General features: G+C 73.4%; 16 protein-coding genes and 1 riboswitch. Of the genes, 3 read left to right on the top strand and 13 right to left on the bottom strand.

What is annotated here, in order from left to right; genetic code table 11:
• The first annotated feature begins 355 nt into the window (after positions 1–355).
• Positions 356–2,311: a DUF2264 domain-containing protein gene (locus tag ACFWWR_RS20870; protein ID WP_384304683.1), complete on the top strand. Its 1,956-nt coding sequence runs from the start codon at positions 356–358 to the stop codon at positions 2,309–2,311.
• On the opposite strand, the gene cobC is transcribed toward ACFWWR_RS20870, so the two are convergent.
• The 6 genes from cobC to cobM are packed head-to-tail and all read right to left on the bottom strand — an operon-like array spanning position 2,259 to position 8,597.
• Positions 2,259–3,320: an Rv2231c family pyridoxal phosphate-dependent protein CobC gene (gene cobC, locus ACFWWR_RS20865; protein WP_383865278.1), complete on the bottom strand. Its 1,062-nt coding sequence runs from the start codon at positions 3,318–3,320 to the stop codon at positions 2,259–2,261. The two genes, ACFWWR_RS20870 and cobC, sit on opposite strands and share 53 nt — an antisense overlap.
• Positions 3,310–4,230: a sirohydrochlorin chelatase gene (locus ACFWWR_RS20860; RefSeq protein WP_383865280.1), complete on the bottom strand. Its 921-nt coding sequence runs from the start codon at positions 4,228–4,230 to the stop codon at positions 3,310–3,312. Before ACFWWR_RS20860 ends, cobC begins: the two co-directional genes overlap by 11 nt.
• Positions 4,227–4,829: a precorrin-8X methylmutase gene (locus tag ACFWWR_RS20855; RefSeq protein WP_383865282.1), complete on the bottom strand. Its 603-nt coding sequence runs from the start codon at positions 4,827–4,829 to the stop codon at positions 4,227–4,229. Before ACFWWR_RS20855 ends, ACFWWR_RS20860 begins: the two co-directional genes overlap by 4 nt.
• Positions 4,826–6,550: a precorrin-3B C(17)-methyltransferase gene (gene cobJ / locus ACFWWR_RS20850; protein WP_383865283.1), complete on the bottom strand. Its 1,725-nt coding sequence runs from the start codon at positions 6,548–6,550 to the stop codon at positions 4,826–4,828. The genes ACFWWR_RS20855 and cobJ overlap by 4 nt, the downstream gene beginning before the upstream one ends.
• Positions 6,547–7,782, bottom strand: a complete 1,236-nt coding sequence (gene cbiE, locus ACFWWR_RS20845; protein WP_384304681.1) for a precorrin-6y C5,15-methyltransferase (decarboxylating) subunit CbiE — start codon at positions 7,780–7,782, stop codon at positions 6,547–6,549. The genes cobJ and cbiE overlap by 4 nt, the downstream gene beginning before the upstream one ends.
• A complete protein-coding gene (gene cobM, locus ACFWWR_RS20840; RefSeq protein ID WP_383865287.1) occupies positions 7,779–8,597 on the bottom strand; it encodes a precorrin-4 C(11)-methyltransferase in 819 nt (272 codons plus the stop codon). Before cobM ends, cbiE begins: the two co-directional genes overlap by 4 nt.
• A 148-nt stretch (positions 8,598–8,745) precedes the next feature.
• On the opposite strand from cobM, the gene ACFWWR_RS20835 reads away from it, so the two are divergent.
• A complete protein-coding gene (locus ACFWWR_RS20835; RefSeq protein WP_383865289.1) occupies positions 8,746–9,474 on the top strand; it encodes a ZIP family metal transporter in 729 nt (242 codons plus the stop codon).
• A 26-nt stretch (positions 9,475–9,500) separates the two neighbouring features.
• Here ACFWWR_RS20835 and cobI read toward each other — a convergent pair whose 3' ends face one another.
• The 7 genes from cobI to ACFWWR_RS20800 are packed head-to-tail and all read right to left on the bottom strand — an operon-like array spanning position 9,501 to position 20,456.
• Positions 9,501–10,232, bottom strand: coding sequence for a precorrin-2 C(20)-methyltransferase (gene cobI, locus ACFWWR_RS20830; protein ID WP_383865291.1), 732 nt, complete (start codon positions 10,230–10,232; stop codon positions 9,501–9,503).
• On the bottom strand, positions 10,229–11,695 hold the full coding sequence (locus ACFWWR_RS20825) for a cobyrinate a,c-diamide synthase (protein ID WP_384304678.1): 1,467 nt from the start codon (positions 11,693–11,695) through the stop codon (positions 10,229–10,231). The genes cobI and ACFWWR_RS20825 overlap by 4 nt, the downstream gene beginning before the upstream one ends.
• Positions 11,692–12,291, bottom strand: a complete 600-nt coding sequence (gene cobO, locus ACFWWR_RS20820) for a cob(I)yrinic acid a,c-diamide adenosyltransferase (protein ID WP_383865295.1) — start codon at positions 12,289–12,291, stop codon at positions 11,692–11,694. The genes ACFWWR_RS20825 and cobO overlap by 4 nt, the downstream gene beginning before the upstream one ends.
• The gene (locus ACFWWR_RS20815) at positions 12,291–14,300 is read right to left on the bottom strand and encodes a putative cobaltochelatase (RefSeq protein ID WP_383865297.1); all 2,010 of its coding nucleotides are present in this window, start codon (positions 14,298–14,300) and stop codon (positions 12,291–12,293) included. The genes cobO and ACFWWR_RS20815 overlap by 1 nt, the downstream gene beginning before the upstream one ends.
• On the bottom strand, positions 14,297–17,953 hold the full coding sequence (gene cobN / locus ACFWWR_RS20810) for a cobaltochelatase subunit CobN (protein WP_383865299.1): 3,657 nt from the start codon (positions 17,951–17,953) through the stop codon (positions 14,297–14,299). Before cobN ends, ACFWWR_RS20815 begins: the two co-directional genes overlap by 4 nt.
• Entirely contained in the window at positions 17,950–19,461 is a 1,512-nt protein-coding gene (locus ACFWWR_RS20805) for a cobyric acid synthase (protein ID WP_383865300.1), read from the bottom strand. The genes cobN and ACFWWR_RS20805 overlap by 4 nt, the downstream gene beginning before the upstream one ends.
• Positions 19,458–20,456 carry a cobalamin biosynthesis protein gene (locus ACFWWR_RS20800; RefSeq protein ID WP_383865302.1) on the bottom strand — a complete coding sequence of 333 codons (999 nt, stop codon included), beginning with the start codon at positions 20,454–20,456 and terminating at the stop codon, positions 19,458–19,460. Before ACFWWR_RS20800 ends, ACFWWR_RS20805 begins: the two co-directional genes overlap by 4 nt.
• 99 nt (positions 20,457–20,555) lie before the next feature.
• Positions 20,556–20,698, bottom strand: a riboswitch (cobalamin riboswitch).
• Between the two features lie 128 nt (positions 20,699–20,826).
• Between ACFWWR_RS20800 and ACFWWR_RS20795 the strand changes: the two genes are divergently transcribed.
• On the top strand, positions 20,827–21,031 hold a 205-nt coding region (locus ACFWWR_RS20795), incomplete at its 3' end, for a hypothetical protein (protein WP_384304675.1).

The raw sequence follows: 21,031 nt of genomic DNA, 5'->3' as shown, positions 1-21,031 counted from the left end.
TGCGCCCACATCGCCATGCGCCGAAGCGTGGTCCCGCCTCCGGCCACCACCGACCGACGCAGGACTGCACCGCCATCGCCGTACGCCGAAGCGTGGCCCCGCCCCGGCCACCGCCGATTCACGGGAGCCCTCAGCCTCATCGCCGCACGCCGCGGCGCAGCCGCCCGCCGCAGCCACCGACCGACGGAGGTCCTGCACCGACATCGCCGTATGCCGCAGCGTCGCCCTGCCCCCGGCCACCACGCAGCGTCGCCCCGCCCCCCGGCCACCACGCAGCATCGTCCCGCCCCCCGGCCACCACGCAGCATCGTCCCGCCCCCCCCGGCCACCACCGAGACGGAGGACCCACCCCCGTATGACCGCGCCGCACGTGTCGCTCCCCGACGATCCGACGCATCTGTCGAACCTTTCCGGACTGCCTCCGGCCGACCCGGTGCTCTCGCCCGTCACCGGGTGGACCCGCGCCCACTGGGAGGCGATCGCCGACCGGCTTCTCGACGGGCTGGTGCCGTACGCCTCGCCGGGTTTCGCCCAGTTCCGGCTGCCCGGGCCGCCCAGTCACTCCGGCGCCTGGTCGGACGGGCTGGAGGGCTTCGCGCGGTCGTTCCTGCTCGCCGCGTTCCGTATCGCGGGCTCGGACGGTCGTGTCGGTCCCGGCCTCATAGAGCGGTACGCCGCCGGACTCGCCGCCGGCACGGACCCGACCGGCGCCGAACGCTGGCCGCCCGTCACCGACCGCGCCCAGCCCATGGTCGAGGCCGCGTCGATCGCGATCGCCCTGCACGAGTCCCGCCGCTGGCTGTGGGACCACCTCGACGACGGTGTGCGCGAACGGGTCGCCGACTGGCTGGGCGGTTTCGTCGGCGCCGAGGCCAACGACTCCAACTGGCGCCTGTTCCAGGTCATCACGGAGGAGTTCCTGGCCTCCGTCGGCGCCCCGCACAGCCGCGCCGAGATCGACGCCGGGCTCGCCCGCCTCGACGACTGGTACCGGGGCGGCGGCTGGTACACCGACGGCGACGGCCGCAAGTTCGACTACTACAACGCCTGGGCGCTGCACCTGTACCCGGTGCTGTGGGCGCGCATCGCGGGCCCGCGCGCGAACCCGGACACGGTGGCCCGGCACCGCACCCGGTTGCGCGAGTTCCTCGCCGTCCACCAGCACTTCTTCGGCTCCGACGGCGCCCCGGTGCACCAGGGCCGTTCCCTCACCTACCGTTTCGCGACCGCCGCCCCACTGTGGGCGGGCGTCCTCGCCGACGTCACGCCGCTGCCGCCCGGCCGCACCCGCCGCCTCGCCTCGGGCACCTTGCGGCACTTCGCCGAGCGAGGCGCGCCGGACGAGCGCGGTCTGCTCACCCTCGGCTGGTACCGCCCCTTCCTCCCCGTCACCCAGCGCTACTCGGGCCCCGCCTCCCCGTACTGGGCGAGCAAGGCCTTCCTCGGCCTGCTGCTGCCCGAGAGCCACCCGGTGTGGACGGCACCCGAGGAGCCCGCCCCCGTGGACACGGCCGACGTCCGCCTCGCCCTCCCGGCCCCCGGCTGGCTCCTGCACACCACCGCGGCCGACGGGATCGTACGGCTCGTCAACCACGGCAGCGACCGGCTTCCGCCACCGCCGGCGACCGCCGAGGACAGCCCGCACTACGCCCGGTTCGCGTACTCCAGCGCGACGGCCCCCGAAACGCCGACTGCCCCGGACACCGGTCCCGACAACCACATCGCGCTGCTCGCCCCCGACGGCACGCCGTCCCCGCGCGGCCGCATCCACCCCCTCGGCGCCTCGGGCGGCCGTGCCGCCTCCTGGCACCGGGCGCGGGGGCACCGCATCGAGACGGTGAGCGTGGTCCACGGCCCGTGGGAGGTGCGCGTCCACCACCTCGACGTCCCGCCCGGCACTCCGGTCCGCGAAGGCGGCTGGGCCGTCGCCGACGACACCGCGCCGCCCGTCGCCCGCACCGGCCCGGGCCGGGCGTCGGCCCGCCGCGCGGACGGCCTGACCAGCGCGATCACCGGCCTGTACGGCTGGGACGGCACCGAGGGCACGGTCGCGACGGCCCTCGGCGCCAACGCCGTCGGCCACCACTCGGCGACGCCCGTGCTCGAACTGGGCGGCGGAGCCCGCCTGTTGGTCACCCTGGTGGTGCTCAGCGCCGACCCGGACGCGCTGCGCCCGGGAGCGGGCGCGTCGGTCGCCGCGGACGGAACCGTGGAGATCCGCTTCCCGGACGGCACCCGGGAGCGGGTGGCGCCCCGGCTCAGCGATGCGCCAGAGCCATCGCCCGGTCCAGTGCCTGAAGGAACGAGTTGACCGTCAGCCGGTCCCGCACCGCCAGCCGCAGCCACTCCTCGCCCAGGCCGGGGAAGGTGTCTCCGCGCCGGACCGCGAAGCCCAGGTCGCGCAGGTGGCGGCGGACGGCGACGGCCCGCGGCAGTCGTACGAGCACGAAGGGGCCCTCGGCCGGTCCCGCCACCCGTAGCCCGTCCGCCGCGAACTCCTCCAGCCCCGCGACGAGATGGGCCCGGTCCGCGGCGATGCGGTGGGCCGCGTGGGCCGCCTCCGCCAGGGCCCGCGGCGAGACGCACGCCTGTGCCGCCGCGAGGGCGGGCGTGGAGACGGGCCACAGGGGCTGAGCCCGCTCCAGGTCCGTGATCGTCTCGGGGGTCGCCAGCACGTACCCGATCCGCAGCCCGGCCAGCCCCCAGGTCTTGGTCAGGCTGCGCAGGACCACGAGACCGGGCACGTCCGTGCGGCCGGCCAAGGCCTCCCGCTCACCCGGCACCGCGTCCATGAACGCCTCGTCGACGACCAAGGTCCGTCCGGGACGGGCCAGTCGGGCGATCGTGGCGGCCGGGTGCAGCACCGACGTCGGGTTCGTGGGGTTGCCGATCACGACCAGGTCCGCGTCCTCGGGGACGGCCGCCGGGTCCAGCCGGAAGCCGTCCTCCTCCCGCAGCAGCACCCGGTCGACGGTGTGACCGGCGTCCCGCAGCGCGGCCTCCGGTTCGGTGAACTGCGGGTGCACCACGACCGGCCGACGGACCTTCAGGGCGCGCGCGAGCAGCACGAAGGCCTCCGCGGCGCCCGCCGCCAGCAGCACCCGCTCCACCGGCAGCCCGTGCCGCACCGCGACCGCGGCCCGCGCGGCCCGCCCGTCCGGATACGCGGCCAGATCGCCGAGCGAGCCGGCGATGTGCTCCCGCAGCCATGCCGGGGGCGTGTCCGCGCGGACGTTCACCGCCAGGTCGGTCAGCCGCGCGCCGTCGTCCCGCACCTCGGCGTCACCGTGGTGCCGCAGGTCGTGTCCCTCAGTGGGCATGGGAGTGGGCGCCGTGGTGGTGGCCGTGGTGGTGGCCGTCGTCGTCGGGGTGGAAGTGCGGCTGCTGCGGCAGCCCCACCTTGTCCTCGAAGCCCGGCAGCGCGATCCGGTACACGCAGGAGTCGCAGTTCATCCGAAGGTCGCCCTTGAGGGCTTCCTCGTACCGCTCCATCACGAGGTCGAGCAGTTCCGGCTCCGGGCCGATCACGTCCGCGGACCGCACCTCGACCTCCGGGTGCGCGGCCGCCCAGCCCTCCGTCTGCTGCCGCACCCGGTCGGGCAGGATGCCGGTGAAGAGGAAGTACGGCAGGACCACGATCCGCCGCGCCCCCAGCTTCACGCACCGGTCGAGCCCGCTCGGCACGTCCGGTGCCGCCAGCGACACGAACGCCGTCTCCACGCCCGCGTATCCGCGCCCCTCCCACAGCAGCCGCGCCGCCTTGTGCACCTCGGCGTTCGCGTCCGGGTCCGTCGAGCCCCGCCCGACCAGCAGCACGGTCACGTCGGCCCGGTCCTCGGGCCTGCGCGCCCCAGTGCCGAGCGCCTCGTCCAGCCGCCGCTCCAGGACGGACAGCAGCGCGGGGTGCGGGCCCAGCGGACGGCCGTACGTGTACGAGATCCCGGGGTGCCGTTCCTTCTCGCGGGCCAGCGCGGCCGGGATGTCGCCCTTGGCGTGGCCGGCGGACACCAGCATCAGCGGTACGGCGGCGAAGCGTCGTACGCCCCGCTCCACCAGCTCGGTGACCGCGTCCCCCAGCGGCGGCGGGGACAGCTCGATGAAGCCGCCCGCGACGGGCAGTTCGGGGTGGCGGTCGCCCAGCTGCCGGACGAAGTCGCGGAACGCCTCGGCGCCCGCTTCGTCCCGGGTGCCGTGACCGGCGATGAGCAGGGCGGGCGGCGGGGTGGTCACGATTTCTCCTCGGAATGCGAATCAGGGTGTGCGGTGCGGTGATACAGAAGGGCGTTGAGCGCGGCCGCGGCCACCGCCGAACCGCCCTTCTCGGACACGTTGCTCACGGCGGGCAGCCCGCTCTCGCGGAGCGCGGCCTTGGACTCGGCCGCGCCGACGAAACCGACGGGCAGACCGATGACGAGCGCGGGGGAGGCGTCCAGGGTCAGCAGTTCCTCCAGAGCGGTCGGCGCGTTGCCGATCACCCAGATAGCGCCGGGCCCGACCTGCTCGTGGGCGAGCCGGATGGCGTGCGCGGAGCGGGTCAGCTCCGGACCGGCCACGGCGTCCCTGAGCCGGCAGACGGTCTCCCGCCGGGTGATCCCGGCCGCGACCATCTCCACGTCCACGACGACGGGTGCCCCGGCGTGCAGCGCGGCGTGGGCCTTCTCCAACGTGCCCTCGTCCATGACGAGATCGGACGCGTACTCCAGGTCCGCCGCGGAGTGGATGACCCGCTCCACCACGGCCCGGGTCAGCGGCGGGAAGTGCGAGGTGTCCAGACGGGCGCGCAGCCGGCGGAAGGACTCCTGCTCGATCGGATGGACCACACGGTTCACTTGTCGTCCTCCTGGTCCGCGGCGGGGCCGCTGATCGGTGCAGCCTGCCAGCGGTAGCCGCGCGGTGTCACCATGCGCCCCGCGATGTCCCGGGTCGCCGTGTTGCCCACGGTCACGACGGTCATCATGTCGACCGTCGCCGGGTCCAGGGCGGCCAGTGTCGTCAGCCGGCTCGACCCGTCCGGCCGTGACGCGTTGCGTACGACACCGACCGGCGTGGCCGGCTCCCGGTGCTCGGCGAGGAGGGCGAGGGCCTTCGGCAGCTGCCAGTCACGGCCCCGGCTGCGCGGGTTGTAGAAGGTCACGACGATGTCCGCCTCGGCCGCCGCCCGCACCCGCCGCTCGATGACCTCCCAGGGGGTGTGGAGGTCGGAGAGGCTGATGGACACGTGGTCGTGGCCGAGCGGCGCACCGAGGATGGCAGCCGCGGCGAGCGCCGCGGTGACACCGGGCACGCCGATCACGTCGATGTCGTCGGACGCCTCGGCGAGCGCGGGGGAGGCCATGGCGTACACGCCGGCGTCCCCGCTGCCGATCAGCGCGACGGCCTGTCCCTTGCGCGCCTCCTCCACGGCCGTCCGCGCCCGCTCCTCCTCGGCCCCGAGTCCCGACTCCAGGATCCGGGTGCCGGGCCGCAGCAGGTCGCGGATCTGGTCGACGTACTGGTCGAGGCCGACGAGCACGGAAGCGCGCCGCAGCTCCGCCTGCGCGCGGGGCGTGAGCAGGTCCCGGGCGCCAGGACCGAGCCCGACGACCGCGAGCCGGCCGCGCGCGGGCCGCCGTACGACGGCACAGGTCGCCATCGCGGGCAACCCGTCCGCACGGTGCGACTTCCGCTTGGGGACGAGCAGTTCGCCCCCGCCCACGAGCGCGGCGGCCTCGGCCACCGACGGGGTACCGACGGCGGCGAGCGGCGCACCGGACGGGTTGGGCACGTCCACGGAGGCCAACTGCTCCGCGGAGTGGGTGACCAGCGGCACGCCCAGGCGCTCGGCGGCCGCCACGATCCCCGGTTCCCCGGCCTTGGCGTCGACGGTGGCGAGTTCGGCGATGCTGCGAGCGGACAGTCCCGCATCCGCCAACGCGGCCTCGACCAGACCCAGCACCTCGTCGACCGGGGCGCCCTTGGAGGCGCCGACGCCCACCACGAGGGACGGGGGCCGCAGGACGACCTCCTGCTCGGCGGGCTCGACGAGGCGGTCCGTCAGCCTGATCGCGTACGCCCCCTCCGAGGTGACCGGGAGTGGCGGAAGAGGCCAGGCGAAGTCCGTCTTCAGGGCCACCGGTTCGCCGTCGAGCAGGGCGCGTGAGACGGCCGCGACATCGCCCTCCACCGGGAACCCGAGCGTGTCGAGGCCGGGCACCCCGACCGCGTCCGTCGCCGTCGTCACCACGGGCTGCGCCGCCAGCAACTCGCCGACCTCGCGGGCGAGTTCATTGGCGCCGCCGCCGTGCCCGCCGACCAGCGACACGGCGAACCGGCCGCCCTCGTCGACGCACACCACACCCGGGTCGGACGCCTTGTCGCCCAGCAGCGGCGCGACCAGCCGTACGACCGCTCCCGTCGCCAGAAAACACACGAGCTGCTCGCACTGCGCGAACGCGGCACGTACGGCGTCCCCGACGGGACCCTCGTACACGCGCGTACGGTCCGGCCACGCCGCGGCCAGCCGGTCCCGCGCAGCCGCCCCCGCCGCGGTGGCGGAAATGAGGCCGATCACTGAGCAACTCCTTCTCTTTCAAGCGCTCGGGGCCGGACGCCCCACAGCAGGAAAACCGGGTTGGTCGCGGCGAGCCGGGTCACGTCGCCCGGCAGCGGAGCGAGCCGGGACGACTGCAGCAGCACCCCGTCACAGTCGAACCCGGCGCCGGTGAGCGCCGCGCGCGTGGCCGGCACCCGGTCGAGCGCCGCCATGGCGACGACGACCGTCCGCCGCGCCCGCCGCGCGCACGCCGTGACGACGGCGGGCAGTTCGCGCCCCCCGCCGCCCACGAACACGGCGTCGGGATCGTCGAGGTCGGACAGCACGGTCGGCGCCGCCCCGTGCACGACCCGTACGTCGACGCCGTGCGCCGCCGCGTTGGCCCGGATCCGCTCGACGCCGTCCAGGGTCTTCTCGACCGCCGTCACGGAGGCGCCGAACCGCGCGCACTCCACGGCCACCGAGCCGGAGCCCGCACCGATGTCCCACACCAGGTCACCGAGGCGCGGACCGAGCCGGGCCAACGCCAGCGCGCGCACCTCGAACTTGGTGATCATGGAGTCCCGGTGGGTGAACTCGCCCTCGTCCAACGCCCATCCGGCGGGTCCAGGGGGCGGCCCGGCGACCGTGCGCACGGGACCGAGCGCCCGCGACTCGTCCAGGCACAGCACCACGCTCACCGCGTCGCCCCAGTCGCGGGCGGCGGCCTCGGCCGGCGTCACCCGCTCCAGGCGCTCCTGCGCGGAGCCCAGCGCGGAGGCGACGACCAGGACACGCGCGTCGGCCCTGAGCGCGGCCCCCAGTTCGGCGGGCCCGGCTCCCGGCCCGGTCAGGACGGCGACCTTCGGCCGCGCCCGGCACACGTTGACGGCCGTACGCAGGTCACGCCCGTGCGCGCTGACCACCACCGCGTCGTCCCACGGCAGCCCGGCCCGCGCGAAGGCGGCGGCCACGGACGAGACCCCCGGCCGGACATCGAGCGTTCCCGCCCCGAACCTTTCGGCCAGCACCCGCACGATCCCGAAGAAGCCGGGATCCCCGGAGGCCAGCACGACGACGGGGTTCCGCTTCTCCAGGTGCCGCTCGATGACGTCCAGCGCGGGCGCCAGCGCACCGAGGACCACCTGCTCGGCGTCGGCCGGAACCGGCGCGGCGGCGAGATGCCGGCGGCCGCCGACGACGAGCCGCGCCCCGGCCAGCACCTCGACCGGAACCGGCGCCCCCGTCCCCGTACCGACCACCGTGATCACGTGCTCGCACCCCGTGAGCGCAGGGCCCTGCGGGCCTCCGGGTCGGCCTTGCGGTAGCCGTGGAAGTGACCGGGGTGGTAGAGGTGCGAGCGCGTGCCCTCGGCGTCGAGGGCCGGGCCGACCAGGAAGAGGGTGTGCTTCCAGAGCTTGTGCTCCTTGACCGTCTCCTCCAGCGTCTCGATCGTGCACCGCACGATCAGCTCCTCCGGCCAGGTCGCCTGGTACGCCACCACGACCGGCGTACCGGTCGGGTAGCCGCCCTCCAGCAGCTCCCGCACGAGCTGCCCGCTGCGGGCCGCCGACAGGAAGATCGCCATGGTCGTGCCGTGCTTGGCGAACTCCCGCACCTCCTCCCCGGGCGGCATCGGCGTCTTGCCGCCGCCGAGGCGGGTGAGCACGACGGACTGCGCGACCTCGGGGATGGTCAGCTCACGCTGCGCGAGCGCGGCGACGGCGGAGAAGGCGGAGACTCCCGGGATCACCTCGGTGTCGATGCCGATCCGGGCACACCGGTCGAGCTGCTCCTGCGTACCGCCCCACAGGGCCGGGTCGCCGGAGTGGATACGGGCCACGCGCAGCCCCTCCGCCGGCGCCCGCTCGTAGACGGCCACCACGTCCTCCAGGGACATCGTCGCCGAGTCGAGGATCTCCGCGCCCTCGCGCGCGTGCTGCAGGACCTCCTCCTGGACCAGGCTGGCCGCCCAGATCACGACGTCGGCCTCGGCGATGGCACGCGCGGCACGGAACGTCAGCAGGTCGGCGGCGCCGGGGCCGGCACCGACGAAGGTCACCTTGCCGGTGGGGGCATCGGCCATGGGAAACGGTCCTCTCTTCAAGGTCTTACGAGGTCGTACGAGTACGAGGTCGTACGAGGTCTTACGAGTACTGCGGGCGCTGCCGCGGGATGCGCGTGAGCGGGGCTTGGACGTGCGTAACGGGGTCTTGATCGGATACCAAGGGCACATGGCGGTCCTCGTCGCGCTCGGCGCGTTCCTCATGACGCTGGCCGGCGGCTGGACGGCACTGCGCGTGACCGACCGCCGCCATCTCGTCCTGGGCCTGGCCGGCGGCCTGATGCTGGGCGTGGTCGGCCTGGACCTGCTGCCGGAGGCGCTGGAAGCGGCCGGCACCGAGGTGTTCGGCGTACCGGTGGCCCTGCTCCTGTTCGTGGCCGGGTTCCTGATGGCCCATCTGGTGGAACGCCTGCTGGCCGTACGGCAGGCCGCGCACGGCGCCGAGGAACACGACGGCCGCACCCCCGAGGTGGGCCTGACGGCCGCGGCCGCGATGGTCGGCCACAGTGCCATGGACGGCGTGGCGATCGGCGCGGCCTTCCAGGTGGGCGGCGGCATGGGCACGGCGGTCGCGCTGGCCGTCGTCGCCCACGACTTCGCGGACGGCTTCAACACGTACACGATCACGAGCCTGTACGGGAACGCCCGCCGCAGAGCCCTCGCCATGCTGTTCGCGGACGCCGCGGCCCCCGTGCTCGGCGCGGCCTCGACGCTGCTGTTCACCATCCCGGAGCCCCTGCTCGGCGGCTACCTCGGCCTCTTCGGCGGCGCGCTCCTCTACCTCGCGGCGGCCGAGATCCTGCCCGAGGCCCACCACGAACACCCCGCCCGCTCGACCGTGCTGTGCACGATCGCGGGCGCGGCGTTCATCTGGCTGGTGGTGGGCATCGCCGAGTGAGCGCCCGAGCCGACGGCTCGAAGGACTCACAGCTTGCCGCCCCGCCCGCCCTCGCGCGGCGCGGGCGCGATGAGCGTCGAGAGATAGGGCAGGGGCTCCCCGTCCAGCTCGGCGGCGGGCCGGATGGACTCCTCCGGCAGCCCGAGCGCCGACCCCCACACCGCGTCGCCGATCCGCCCGGTCTCCCGCAGCGCCTCGGCCACCTCCTGCGCCTGCCGCCCGAACTTGTAGGCGACGACGGTCCCGGGCCCGTTCAACGCGTCCTTGAGCACGGCGGCCCCGGCGGTGACCGGCACCAGCGTCAGCGGCTCGGTCCCCTCCGTCAGCACCGCCCCCGAGCGCGCGGCCAGGTCCTGCATCGCGGTGATCCCGGGCACGGTCTCCACGACGACGCCCGGCACCAGCTCGCCGATGGTCTGCGCGAGATAGGTGAAGGTGGAATACACGTTCGGGTCGCCGATGGTCGCGAAGGCGACGGAGCCGTGAACTTCGAGCAGCTGGGCGACCCGCACCCCGGCGGCGTCCCAGGCGGCCTCCCGCCGCGCCCGGTCGGTCCGCTCGTTCAGCGCGAACACCACCCGTACGACCTTGTCCTCGGGCACGTAGTGCAGCACGGTGGCCTCCGCACGCCCCCGCTCACCGGTGTCCATCACCGGCACGACGACGACCTCGGCGGCCCGCAGAGCGTTGACGCCCTTGACGGTCACCAGCTCCGGATCCCCGGGTCCGACCCCGACTCCGATCAACCTGCTGCTCATGACGTCCGGCACCTCTCCACGAACCGACGGGCCACACCGGGCTCGGACGCCCAGTGCGTGTGCAGATAACTCGCGTGCACACCGCGTTCCACAAAACCTTCGACCCGCCGCTCGGGAGTCCGCACCCCCCAGGCCGGATGAACCCCCGCCCCCGGCTCCACGACCGTCCGATGAAACTCGTGCCCCCGCATCCGCGTCCCCGAGACGGCGAGCACACTGTCACTCACCGCCACGGCGTCCCGGTAGCCCAGGGTCAGCCGCTCGCCCATCCGCGCGCCGGCGTCGAGCACCCCGCACATGGGCTGCCCGTCCAGCTCACGGCACAGATACAGCAGCCCGGCACACTCGGCGGCGACGGGAGCCCCACTCTCCGCGAGGGCGGCAACGGCCTTGCGCAGAGGTTCGTTGGCGGACAGCTCGGAGGCGTACACCTCGGGAAACCCGCCACCGATGACCAACCCGTCGGTCCCGTCGGGCAGTTGCTCGTCACGCAGCGGATCAAAGGTGACCACCTCGGCACCTGCCGCGGTGAGCAGCTCGGCGTGCTCGGCATAGGAGAAGGTGAAGGCGGGCCCCCCGGCGACGGCAACCCTCACTTCTGAGCGACGGTCCGCAATATCCAGCCCGTCCGGCGTTTGAGGACGAGGCCCTTCGGGCCGAAGCGGAGGTCTGGGGGCGGCAGCCCCCAGGGACGGGACGGGAAGGGGCGGCGGGGGCGAACAAGCCACAGCCTCAGCCGCATCCCACCCCGCACAGGCCAACGCACCGGCCCCCCGCGCCAGCGCGACCAGCCCCTCCAGGTCACAACCGGCCCGCACCTGCTCCGCCATCGCCGCAACAGCCTCCACGGCCTGAGCGCGCCGCTCAGCAACGGGCACCAGACCCAAATGCCGCGACGGCGTCGACACCTGAGCCACCCGCCGCAACACCCCCAGCACCGGCACCCCGGCCGAGTCCAACGCCTCCCGCAGCAAGGCCTCGTGCCGATCCGACCCGACCTTGTTGAGGATCACGCCCCCGACCCGCACCTCCGGATCCCACGACGCGAACCCGTGCACCAGCGCCGCCACCGACCGGGACTGCGACGAGGCGTCGACGACCAGCACCACCGGCGCCCGCAACAGCTTCGCCACATGAGCGGTGGACGCGAGCTCACCCTCCCCGGCGGCCCCGTCGTACAGCCCCATGACACCCTCGACGACGGCGATGTCACACCCACTCGCCCCACGCAGGAACAGCGGCCCGATCAGCTCCGGCCCGCACAGATACGCGTCGAGATTCCGCCCCGCCCGCCCGGTGGCGAGCGCGTGGTACCCGGGGTCGATGTAGTCCGGCCCGACCTTGTGCGGGGACACGGCGAGCCCCCGCGCGGCGAGCGCGGCCATCAACCCCGTGGCAACGGTGGTCTTGCCGCTGCCCGAGGAGGGCGCGGCGATGACCAGCCGAGGGACGGAAGACGTCACCACTCGATGCCCCTCTGCCCCTTCTGCCCGGCGTCCATCGGATGCTTGACCTTGGACATGTCGGTGACGAGGTCCGCGAAGTCCACCAGCTTCTCCGGCGCGTTGCGCCCGGTGATCACGACATGCTGGGTGCCGGGCCGGTCCCGGAGCACGGAGAGGACCTCATCGGTGTCGACCCAGCCCCAGTGCATGGGGTAGGCGAACTCGTCGAGCACGTACAGCTTGTAGGTCTCGGCCGCCAGATCCCGCTTGACCTGCTCCCAGCCCTCACGGGCCTTGTCCTCGTTGTCCATCTGGGAGTCCCGCTGCACCCAGGACCAACCCTCGCCCATCTTGTGCCAGTCGACGGACCCGCCTTCACCGCTGGCGCCCAGCACCCGCAGCGCGTTCTCCTCGCCGACCTTCCACTTCGCCGACTTGACGAACTGGAACACCCCGATCGGCCACCCCTGGTTCCAGGCGCGCAGAGCGAGCCCGAACGCGGCGGTGGACTTACCCTTCCCGATCCCCGTGTGCACGACGACAAGAGGCCGATTACGACGCTGACGAGTCGTCAGACCGTCCTCCGGTACGACACTCGGCTGTCCCTGCGGCACTACGCGGCCCTCCTCGAATTGCCCTGCACGTCCCTGACCAGCCCGGCGATCGAGTCCGCCCGCAACTCGTCCAGCGTCACCGCCGTACCGCCCAGCTCACCCGCCAACTGCCCGGCCAGCCCCAGCCGCACGGGCCCCGACTCGCAGTCCACGACCACGGAGGCGACCGAGTCGGCCGCGAACAGCCGGGCCGCACGCCCGGCGAGGGCGACCGGCTCAGGTCCACCCGTGGCACGCCCGTCGGTCACGACCACGACCAGCGCGCGCCGCGCCGGATCCCGCAGCCGCTCCACCCGCAGCACCTCGTGCGCCCGCAGCAGACCCGCCGCGAGCGGCGTCCGCCCACCGGTGGGCAGCGACTCCAGCCGCACCGCCGCGGCATCGACCGAGGAGGTCGGCGGCAGCGCGACCTCGGCGGCCGACCCCCGGAAGGTCACCAGCCCCACCTTGTCCCGCCGCTGATAGGCGTCGAGCAGCAGCGACAGCACGGCACCCTTCACCGCACTCATCCGCTGCCGGGCGGCCATGGACCCGGAGGCGTCGACGACGAACAGCACGAGGTTCCCCTCGCGCCCTTCCCGCGTCGCCTGCCGCAGATCGTCACGGCGGACGACGAGACCGCGCCCCGACCGCCCCCGCGCCCGCTGATGCGGAGCCGCCGCCTGCACGGTCGCCGCCAGGTGCAGCTTGGTCAGCGCTCCTCGGGGCCGCCGGGCCCCGGTCGTCCGCCCGTGCTCGGTCCGCGCCCGCGAACGCCGTCCCGCGGCACCCTCACCGAGACCGGGCACGCTCAGCACCTTGGTACGGAAGGGCTCGGAGGCCCGCGCCGGCTGCTGCTCGCCCGAGCCGCCCCCGGAGGGCTGCGGCTCGCCGCCCTCCTCCCCGGCCTCGGGCCGCGCACCGGAGTCGCCTCCCTGAGCACCGTCCTCCGACGGCGGCTGCCCGCCACCCCCACCGGGCCCGTCCGGATCCGGATCCGGGTCCTCGTCGTCGGACCCGTCCCCGAACTCCTCCAGGGTCTCGTCGAGCTTGTCCTCGTCAAGTCCGGGCGCGTCGAAGGGATTACGGCGCCTGCGGTGCGGCAGCGCGAGCAGCGCGGCCTGCCGTACGTCCTCCGCGATCACCTCGGTCCGCCCGGCCCAGGCCGCCAGCGCGCTCGCCGTCCGGGCCATCACGATGTCGGCCCGCATGCCGTCCACCTCGAACGCGGCACAGGTCGCCGCGATCTGCCGGAGCGCCCCGTCGCCCAGCAGCACCGACGGCAACAGCTTCCGCGCCGCCACGATCCGCGCCCGTACGGCGGTCTCCTCGTCCGCCCACCGGGCGACGAAGCCGGCTGGGTCGTCGTCGTAGGCGAGGCGCCGCCGTACGACCTCCACCCGCTGGTCGGGTTCCCGCGAGGCCGCGACCTCGACGGTCAGCCCGAACCGGTCGAGCAACTGTGGCCGAAGCTCGCCCTCTTCCGGGTTCATGGTCCCGACCAGCAGGAACTTCGAGGCGTGCCGTACGGAGACGCCCTCGCGTTCGACGTACGACGCACCCATCGCCGCCGCGTCCAGGAGCAGGTCGACGAGGTGGTCGTGCAGGAGGTTGACCTCGTCGACGTAGAGGATCCCGCGGTGCGCGTCGGCCAGCAGGCCGGGCTCGAAGGCCTTCACGCCCTCCGAGAGCGCCCGCTCGATGTCGAGGGCACCGACGAGCCGGTCCTCCGAGGCACCGACGGGGAGTTCGACCATGCGGGCCGGGCGCGCGGTGCCGTCGCCGGCCTCGTGCGGGCCGTCAGGGCACGCCGGGTCCGGCGCCGCGGGGTCGCAGGAGAAGCGGCAGCCGGGGACGACGGGGACTTCCGGCAGCAGCGCCGAAAGGGCCCGCACCGCCGTCGACTTGGCGGTGCCCTTCTCGCCGCGCACCAGGACACCGCCGACCGCCGGGGACACGGCGTTCAGCAGCAGCGCGAGGCGCAGGTCGTCCTGGCCGACGACGGCCGTGAACGGGAACGGGGTACTCACTTGTCGTCACCCTCCAAGTCGCCTTCCAGCTCCAGGTAGGTGGCCCGCAGCCGCTCGATCGTGTCGGCGTCCGGCTCGGCCCACAGCCCGCGGTCGGCGGCCTCCAGGAGTCGTTCGGTGATGCCGCGCAGCGCCCAGGGGTTGGACTTCTTCATGAAGTCCCGGTTCTCCTGGTCGAAGACGTACTCCGCGCTGAGCTTCTCGTACATCCAGTCGTCCACGACCCCGGCCGTGGCGTCGTACCCGAAGAGGTAGTCGACGGTCGCCGCCATCTCGAAGGCGCCCTTGTAGCCGTGCCGCCGCATGGCCGCCATCCAGCGCGGGTTGACCACCCGGGCACGGAAGACGCGGTGCGTCTCCTCGCCGAGCGTGCGGGTCTTCACCTGGTCCGGGGTCGCCGAGTCGCCGACGTACGCCTCGGGGGAGGCGCCCGTCAGGTGCCGGACCATGGCGACCATGCCGCCGTGGTACTGGAAGTAGTCGTCGGCGTCGACGAGGTCGTGCTCGCGGGTGTCGACGTTCTTCGCGGCCACGGCGATCCGCTTGAACGCCGTCTCCATGTCCCCGCGCGCCGCCCGGCCGCCGAGCCCCCGCCCGTACGCGTAGCCGCCCCACACCGCGTACACCTCGGCGAGGTCGGCGTCGGAACGCCAGTTGCGGGCGTCGATCAGCGGCAGCAGACCGGCCCCGTACGCGCCCGGCTTGGAGCCGAAGATACGGGCCGTCGCGCGCCGCCGGTCACCGTGCTCGGCGGTGTCCTCGTCGGCGTGCGCCTTCACGTAGTTCCCGTCGGCCGGTTCGTCCAGCTCGGCCACCGCCCGCACGGCGTCGTCGATCAGTCCGACCACGTGCGGGAACGCGTCCCGGAAGAAGCCGGAGATGCGGACCGTGACGTCGATACGCGGACGCCCGAGCTCGGCGAGCGGCACGACCTCGAAGCCGGTCACCCGGCGCGAGGCGTCGTCCCAGACGGGGCGGCAGCCCAGCAGCGCCAGGATCTCGGCGATGTCGTCACCCTGGGTGCGCATGGCGGATGTGCCCCACACCGTCAGGCCGACGGACTTCGGGTACGCGCCGGTGTCCTGCAGGTACCGCTGCACGAGCGAGTCGGCGAGGGACTGCCCGACCTCCCAGCTCAGCCTGGACGGGATGGCCTTGGGGTCGACGGAGTAGAAGTTGCGGCCGGTCGGGAGGACGTTGACCAGGCCGCGCGTCGGTGAGCCGGACGGGCCCGCCGGGACGTAACCCCCGTCCAGCGCCTTGAGGATGTGCCCGATCTCGTCGGTGGTCTTCTCGAGCCGAGGTACGACCTCGGTGCAGGCGAACTCCAACACGGCGACAGCCGCCGGGAGTTCGGCTCGCAGGACGTCCCTGATCAGGGGAGCGGCCTCGGACACCGCCCACTCCCGTGCCTCCATGCCCTCCGCGATCCGCCGGCACAACTGCTCCAGCAGGTCGATCGCGTCGGCTGCCGAGCGCGCGGGGCCCTCGACGAGGTCCGTCAGCTCCACCGGAACCTTGACCGGCGCGCCCGGCTCGGCGAGCAACTCCTTCTCCACCAGCCCGAAGTGCTCGGCCAGCGAGGCCCGCAGCCCCGGCAGCGCGTTCGCCTGCCCGCCCCACACCTGCGAGGCCCGCAGCACGGCGAGCACGAGGTTCACGCGCGGCTCACCGACCGGACCGCCACCGAGGATGTGCAGCCCGTCCCGGATCTGCACGTCCTTGATCTCGCACAGATAGCCGTCGATGTGCATGACGAACTCGTCGAACGCGTCGTCGTCCGGCTGGTCGTCGACGTGCAGGTCGTGGTGCAGCTCGGCCGCCTTCACCAGCGTCCAGATCTGCGCGCGCACGGCCGGCGCCTTCGTCGGGTCCAGGTCGGAGACGAGCGCGTACTCGTCCAGCAGCTGCTCCAGCTTGGCCAGGTCGCCGTACGTGTCCGCGCGCGCCATGGGCGGGACGAGGTGGTCGACGACGGTGGCGTGACCGCGGCGCTTGGCCTGGGTGCCCTCGCCGGGGTCGTTGACGATGAAGGGGTAGACGAGGGGCAGCTCACCGAGGACGGCGTCGGGCGCGCAGCTCCTGGAGAGCCCGAGTCCCTTGCCCGGCAGCCACTCCATCGTGCCGTGCTTGCCCATGTGCACGACGGCGTCGGCGCCGAAGCTGTTCTCCAGCCACCGGTAGGCCGCCATGTAGTGGTGCGAGGGCGGCATGTCCGGGTCGTGGTAGATCGCGATCGGGTTCTCGCCGAAGCCGCGCGGCGGCTGGATCATCACGACGACGTTCCCGAACTGGAGGGAGGCGAGCACGATGTCGTCCCCGTCGACGTACAGGCTGCCCGGCGGCTCGCCCCACGCCTCCAGCATGCCGTCCCGCAGCCCCGCGTCGAGCGTGTCGAACCATGCCCGGTAGTCCGCGAGCGGCACCCGGGCGGGCGCGGCGGCGAGCTGCTCCTCGGTGAGCCATTCGACGTCGTGGCCCCCCGCGTTGATGAGCCGGTGGATCAGCTCGTCGCCGTTGTCGGGATGCCCCTCGACGACGTATCCGGCGTCCCGGAGCGAGTCCAGCACGCGGATCGCCGAAGCGGGTGTGTCCAGCCCCACGGCGTTCCCGACCCGCGAGTGCTTGGTCGGATAGGCGGTGAAGACGAGCGCGAGCTTCTTGTCCTGGTTCGGCTTGTGCGCCAGTACCGCGTGCCGTACGGCGATTCCGGCGACCCGCGCGGCCCGCTCGGGGTCGGCGACGTACACGGGAACGTCGTCCGGGCCCTGTTCCTTGAAGGAGAAGGGGACCGTGATCAGCCGCCCGTCGAACTCCGGGATCGCGACCTGCATGGCCGCGTCCATGGGGGAGAGGGCGGCGTCGGACTCGTCCCAGGCCTGCTTGGAGGACGTGAGGCAAAGTCCTTGCAGTACAGGCACATTGAGGTCGGCGAGCGCTCCGACGTCCCAGGCCTCCTCGTCACCGCCGGCCGAGGCCTGCGAGGCGTGCGTGCCGCCGGCGGCGAGGACCGTGGCGACGAGGGCGTCGGCCTTCTCGAGGATCTGGTACAGCCCGGCGTCCGCGCCGCGCAGCGAACCGCAGTACACGGGAAGGGCGTTGGCGCCCTTCGCCTCGATCGCGTCGCACAGGGTGTCCACGAAGGCGGTGTTGCCGCTGAGGTGATGGGCGCGGTAGAAGAGCACACCGACGGTCGGACGGCCGCCTTGGACCGTACGGTCCCCGTGGACGCCGTACTCCGGCATCTTCTGCGGCTCGACGAACCCCTCACCCGTCAGCAGCACGGTGTCGGACAGGAACCGCGCGAGCTCGGTGAGGTTGGCGGGCCCGCCCTCGACGAGGTACCGCAGCGCCTCGGCCACCACACCGGCCGGCACCGACGACTCGGCCATGAGCTCCGCGTCGGGCACGGTCTCCCCGCCGAGCAGAACCGTCGGGATGCCCGAGGCCTTGAGGGCGGCGAGCCCGTCCTCCCAGGCACGCTTGCCGCCGAGCAGTCGTACGACGGCGATGTCCGAGCCCTCGACGAGCCCCGGGAGCTCCTCCGCGACATCGACCCGGTTCGGATTGCCGATCCGGTACGAGGCATCGGAAGCGGCCCGGGCCGCCAGCAGATCCGTGTCGGCGGTCGACAACAACAAGACTGTGCTCATGCGGGCGCTCCCGGTGGAATGAAGGGCAGTCCTTGCGGCGCGCCGGACTCGATGAGCCGCCACAGCGCGTCCGTGTCCGCGTGTTGTTCGATCAGGTCGCCGAGCCGGTCGAGCTGCTCCTCGCGCAGCGCGGCGAACGAGGTGTCTGCGGCAGGTACGAAACGGCGGCCCGCGGCGGCCGCCACCTCGCGCAGGAAGGCCCGCCGGAAACCGTCCGACTCCAGGGAGCCGTGCCAGTGGGTGCCCCAGGTCTGACCGACCCGGCAGCCGTCCAGGAAGGGTTCACCTGTACGTATGGAGGCGACCCCGTGATGGATCTCGTACCCCTCGACGTGCTCGCCGAGGGCCTCGCCGACAGGCCGGGTGAGGGTCTTCTCGCGGGCGAACCGCACCCGGACGGGCAGGACCCCGAGCCCCTCGACATGACCTTGCCGGCTCTCGACCTCGTCCTCGATGTGCTCGCCGAGGACCTGGAAGCCACCGCAGATGCCGAGGATCGGCCTTTGTTCAGCGGCCCTGCGGACGAGGGCGTCGGCCAGCCCGCGCTCCCGCAGCCACTCCAGGGCCCGTACGGTCCCCCGGGTTCCCGGAATGACGACGAGGTCGGCATCGGCCAACTCCTCCGCCCGGTCCACGAACCGCACGACGACACCCGGCTCGGCGGCGAGGGCGTCCACGTCGGTGAAGTTGGACATCAGCGGGACCGCACAGACGGCGACCCGCAACACGTCCTCGCCGACCGGCGGGGCGACGACCGACTCCCTGACCGTCCCCCGCAGGGAGACCCGCAGCCCGTCCTCCTCGTCGATGCCGAGCCCGTGCCGGAAGGGCAGGACACCGTACGTGCGCCGCCCGGTGAGCGAGTGCAGCATGTCGAGCCCGGGTTCGAGCAGGGACACGTCCCCCCGGAACTTGTTCACGAGGAACCCGGCGACGAGCGCCTGGTCCTCCGGCGACAGCAGCGCGACGGTTCCGAAGAAGGAGGCGAAGACCCCGCCCCGGTCGATGTCCCCGACCACGAGCACAGGCAGCCCGGCATTGCGCGCGATGCCCATGTTCACGATGTCCGTCCGCCGCAGGTTGATCTCGGCGGGGCTGCCGGCCCCCTCGCAGATCACCGCGTCATACGTGCCCCGCAACTCGGCGAGACAGTCGAGAACGGTCCCGAGCAGCTTCTGCTGCCGACCTCCGTGATACCCCCGGGCGCTGAGCTCACCGACCGGCTTCCCGAGCAGCACGACCTGACTGCTCTGCTCACCGCCCGGCTTGAGGAGCACGGGGTTCATGAGCGCGGTCGGCTCGACCCGACAGGCCTGCGCCTGCATGGCCTGGGCCCGCCCGATCTCGGCCCCTTCTCTCGTCACGAACGAATTGAGGGACATGTTCTGCGCCTTGAACGGCGCGACCTTGACCCCCTGCCGCACCAGCCACCGGCAGATCCCGGCGGTGACGACACTCTTGCCGGCGTCGGAGGTGGTGCCGGCGACGAGAAGACCACCGCCGGTCATGACACACCCCCCGCGTGCGGGGCGAAGCCGGCGGGCACAGGCTGCGGCGCCGGGCGTCGCGTGAACCGCCCCCGCAGCAGTGCCCCCGCCGCACTCACCCCCAGGGCGAGCCACCCGACCCGCTGCGACAACCGGACAGCCCGCTCGATGTCCCCCACGCGCACGGCACGCCCCTCCCCGTTCAGCACAGGCCGATGCTCGATCCGCCCCCCGTACGACAACGTCCCACCGAGCCGCACCCCGAGCGCCCCGGCGAACGAGGCCTCCACGGGCCCGGCGTTGGGACTCGGATGCTTCGCGGCATCCTCCCGCCAGGCACGCACGGCCCCCCGCGGATCCGGCCCCGCCGCCGCGGCCAGGACGGCAGTGAGCCGCGCCCCCGGCCACCCGGCGAGATCGTCGAGCCGAGCGGAAGCCCACCCGTACCGCCGATACCGGGGCGACTTGTGTCCGACCATGGCGTCGAGGGTGTTCACGGCCCGGAACCCGAGCAGCCCGGGCACACCGCCCACAGCTCCCCACACCAGCGCTCCGACCACCGCGTCGGACGTGTTCTCGGCAACGGACTCCACGACCGCCCGGGCGATCCCGTCGGAGTCGAGGGCCTGCGGATCCCGCCCGCACAGATGCGGCAGCCGAGCCCGCGCGGCGTCGACGTCCCCCGTCTCCAGCGCCCGCCCGACGCCCCGAGCCTCCCGGGCGAGCGAAGTCCCCCCGACGACGGCCCAAGTGGCGGCCCCGGTGAGCGCGACGGAAGCGGCAGCGGAGGTACGTACGCCCCGTGCGGCCACCGCTCCCAGGGCGGCAGCGCTCCCGGCACACACGACGGTGTGCAGCGCGCCCCACCCTCGGTGGTCCCGCCACAACGTCCGTTCCACGGCACCCGCGGCCCGCCCGAACACGGCGACCGGATGCCCACGGCGCGGATCGCCGAGCAGGAGGTCGCCGAGGAGGCCGGCGGCGGCGCCGTACGCGAAAACGCGATCGGCACGCATGAACTCAGCCGACCGCTGTCACAGACAGGGCGCTGGTGATGAACCTCGAACGGCAGCCGCGCATGGCGATATGTCCTCACTCAGGGTGTCCACGCCCTGGTTCGACGAGATCGGCGGTGAGAGTTCCTGGCTCCCGGGGCTTCCTACCCCGGTGACAGTGGCGGGACCGCGCCGGACTCACACCGGCTTCCTCTCCTACCGCCGTACATGGCTCCGGCAGTCCACCACGGGGTTGGAAGGGCCGTCAACTTGCTGTTGACCTGCGAGAGGGGAGTGTGCTGAGGCCCACATCGGCAGCGTGGCGGTCGGCTCACCGGGGCCTGGCCCGCCGGGAATTCGCCTGCGCGGAGTGGCTTTCCGGGGAGGCGCTTTGTTCACGTTTCGTGAACGCCCGCGATACGTCAGGCAGGAACGGGACGCCGGTGGTTGCGGGTGGGACACGCGGGCGGCCGCCGGGTGCAGCCCGGTCCGGCGGTGTGCCCGCACGGTCGCCGTCGACGACCCGGACAACGGCGGACGGCTGGGCAACGCCGTACTGCGACGACCGGGCGGGTGCGGGGCCGAAGCCCCGCACC

Source organism: Streptomyces sp. NPDC058678 (assembly GCF_042714835.1).
Classification (GTDB): domain Bacteria; phylum Actinomycetota; class Actinomycetes; order Streptomycetales; family Streptomycetaceae; genus Streptomyces.
This window is presented reverse-complemented; position numbering and strand designations above follow the sequence as displayed.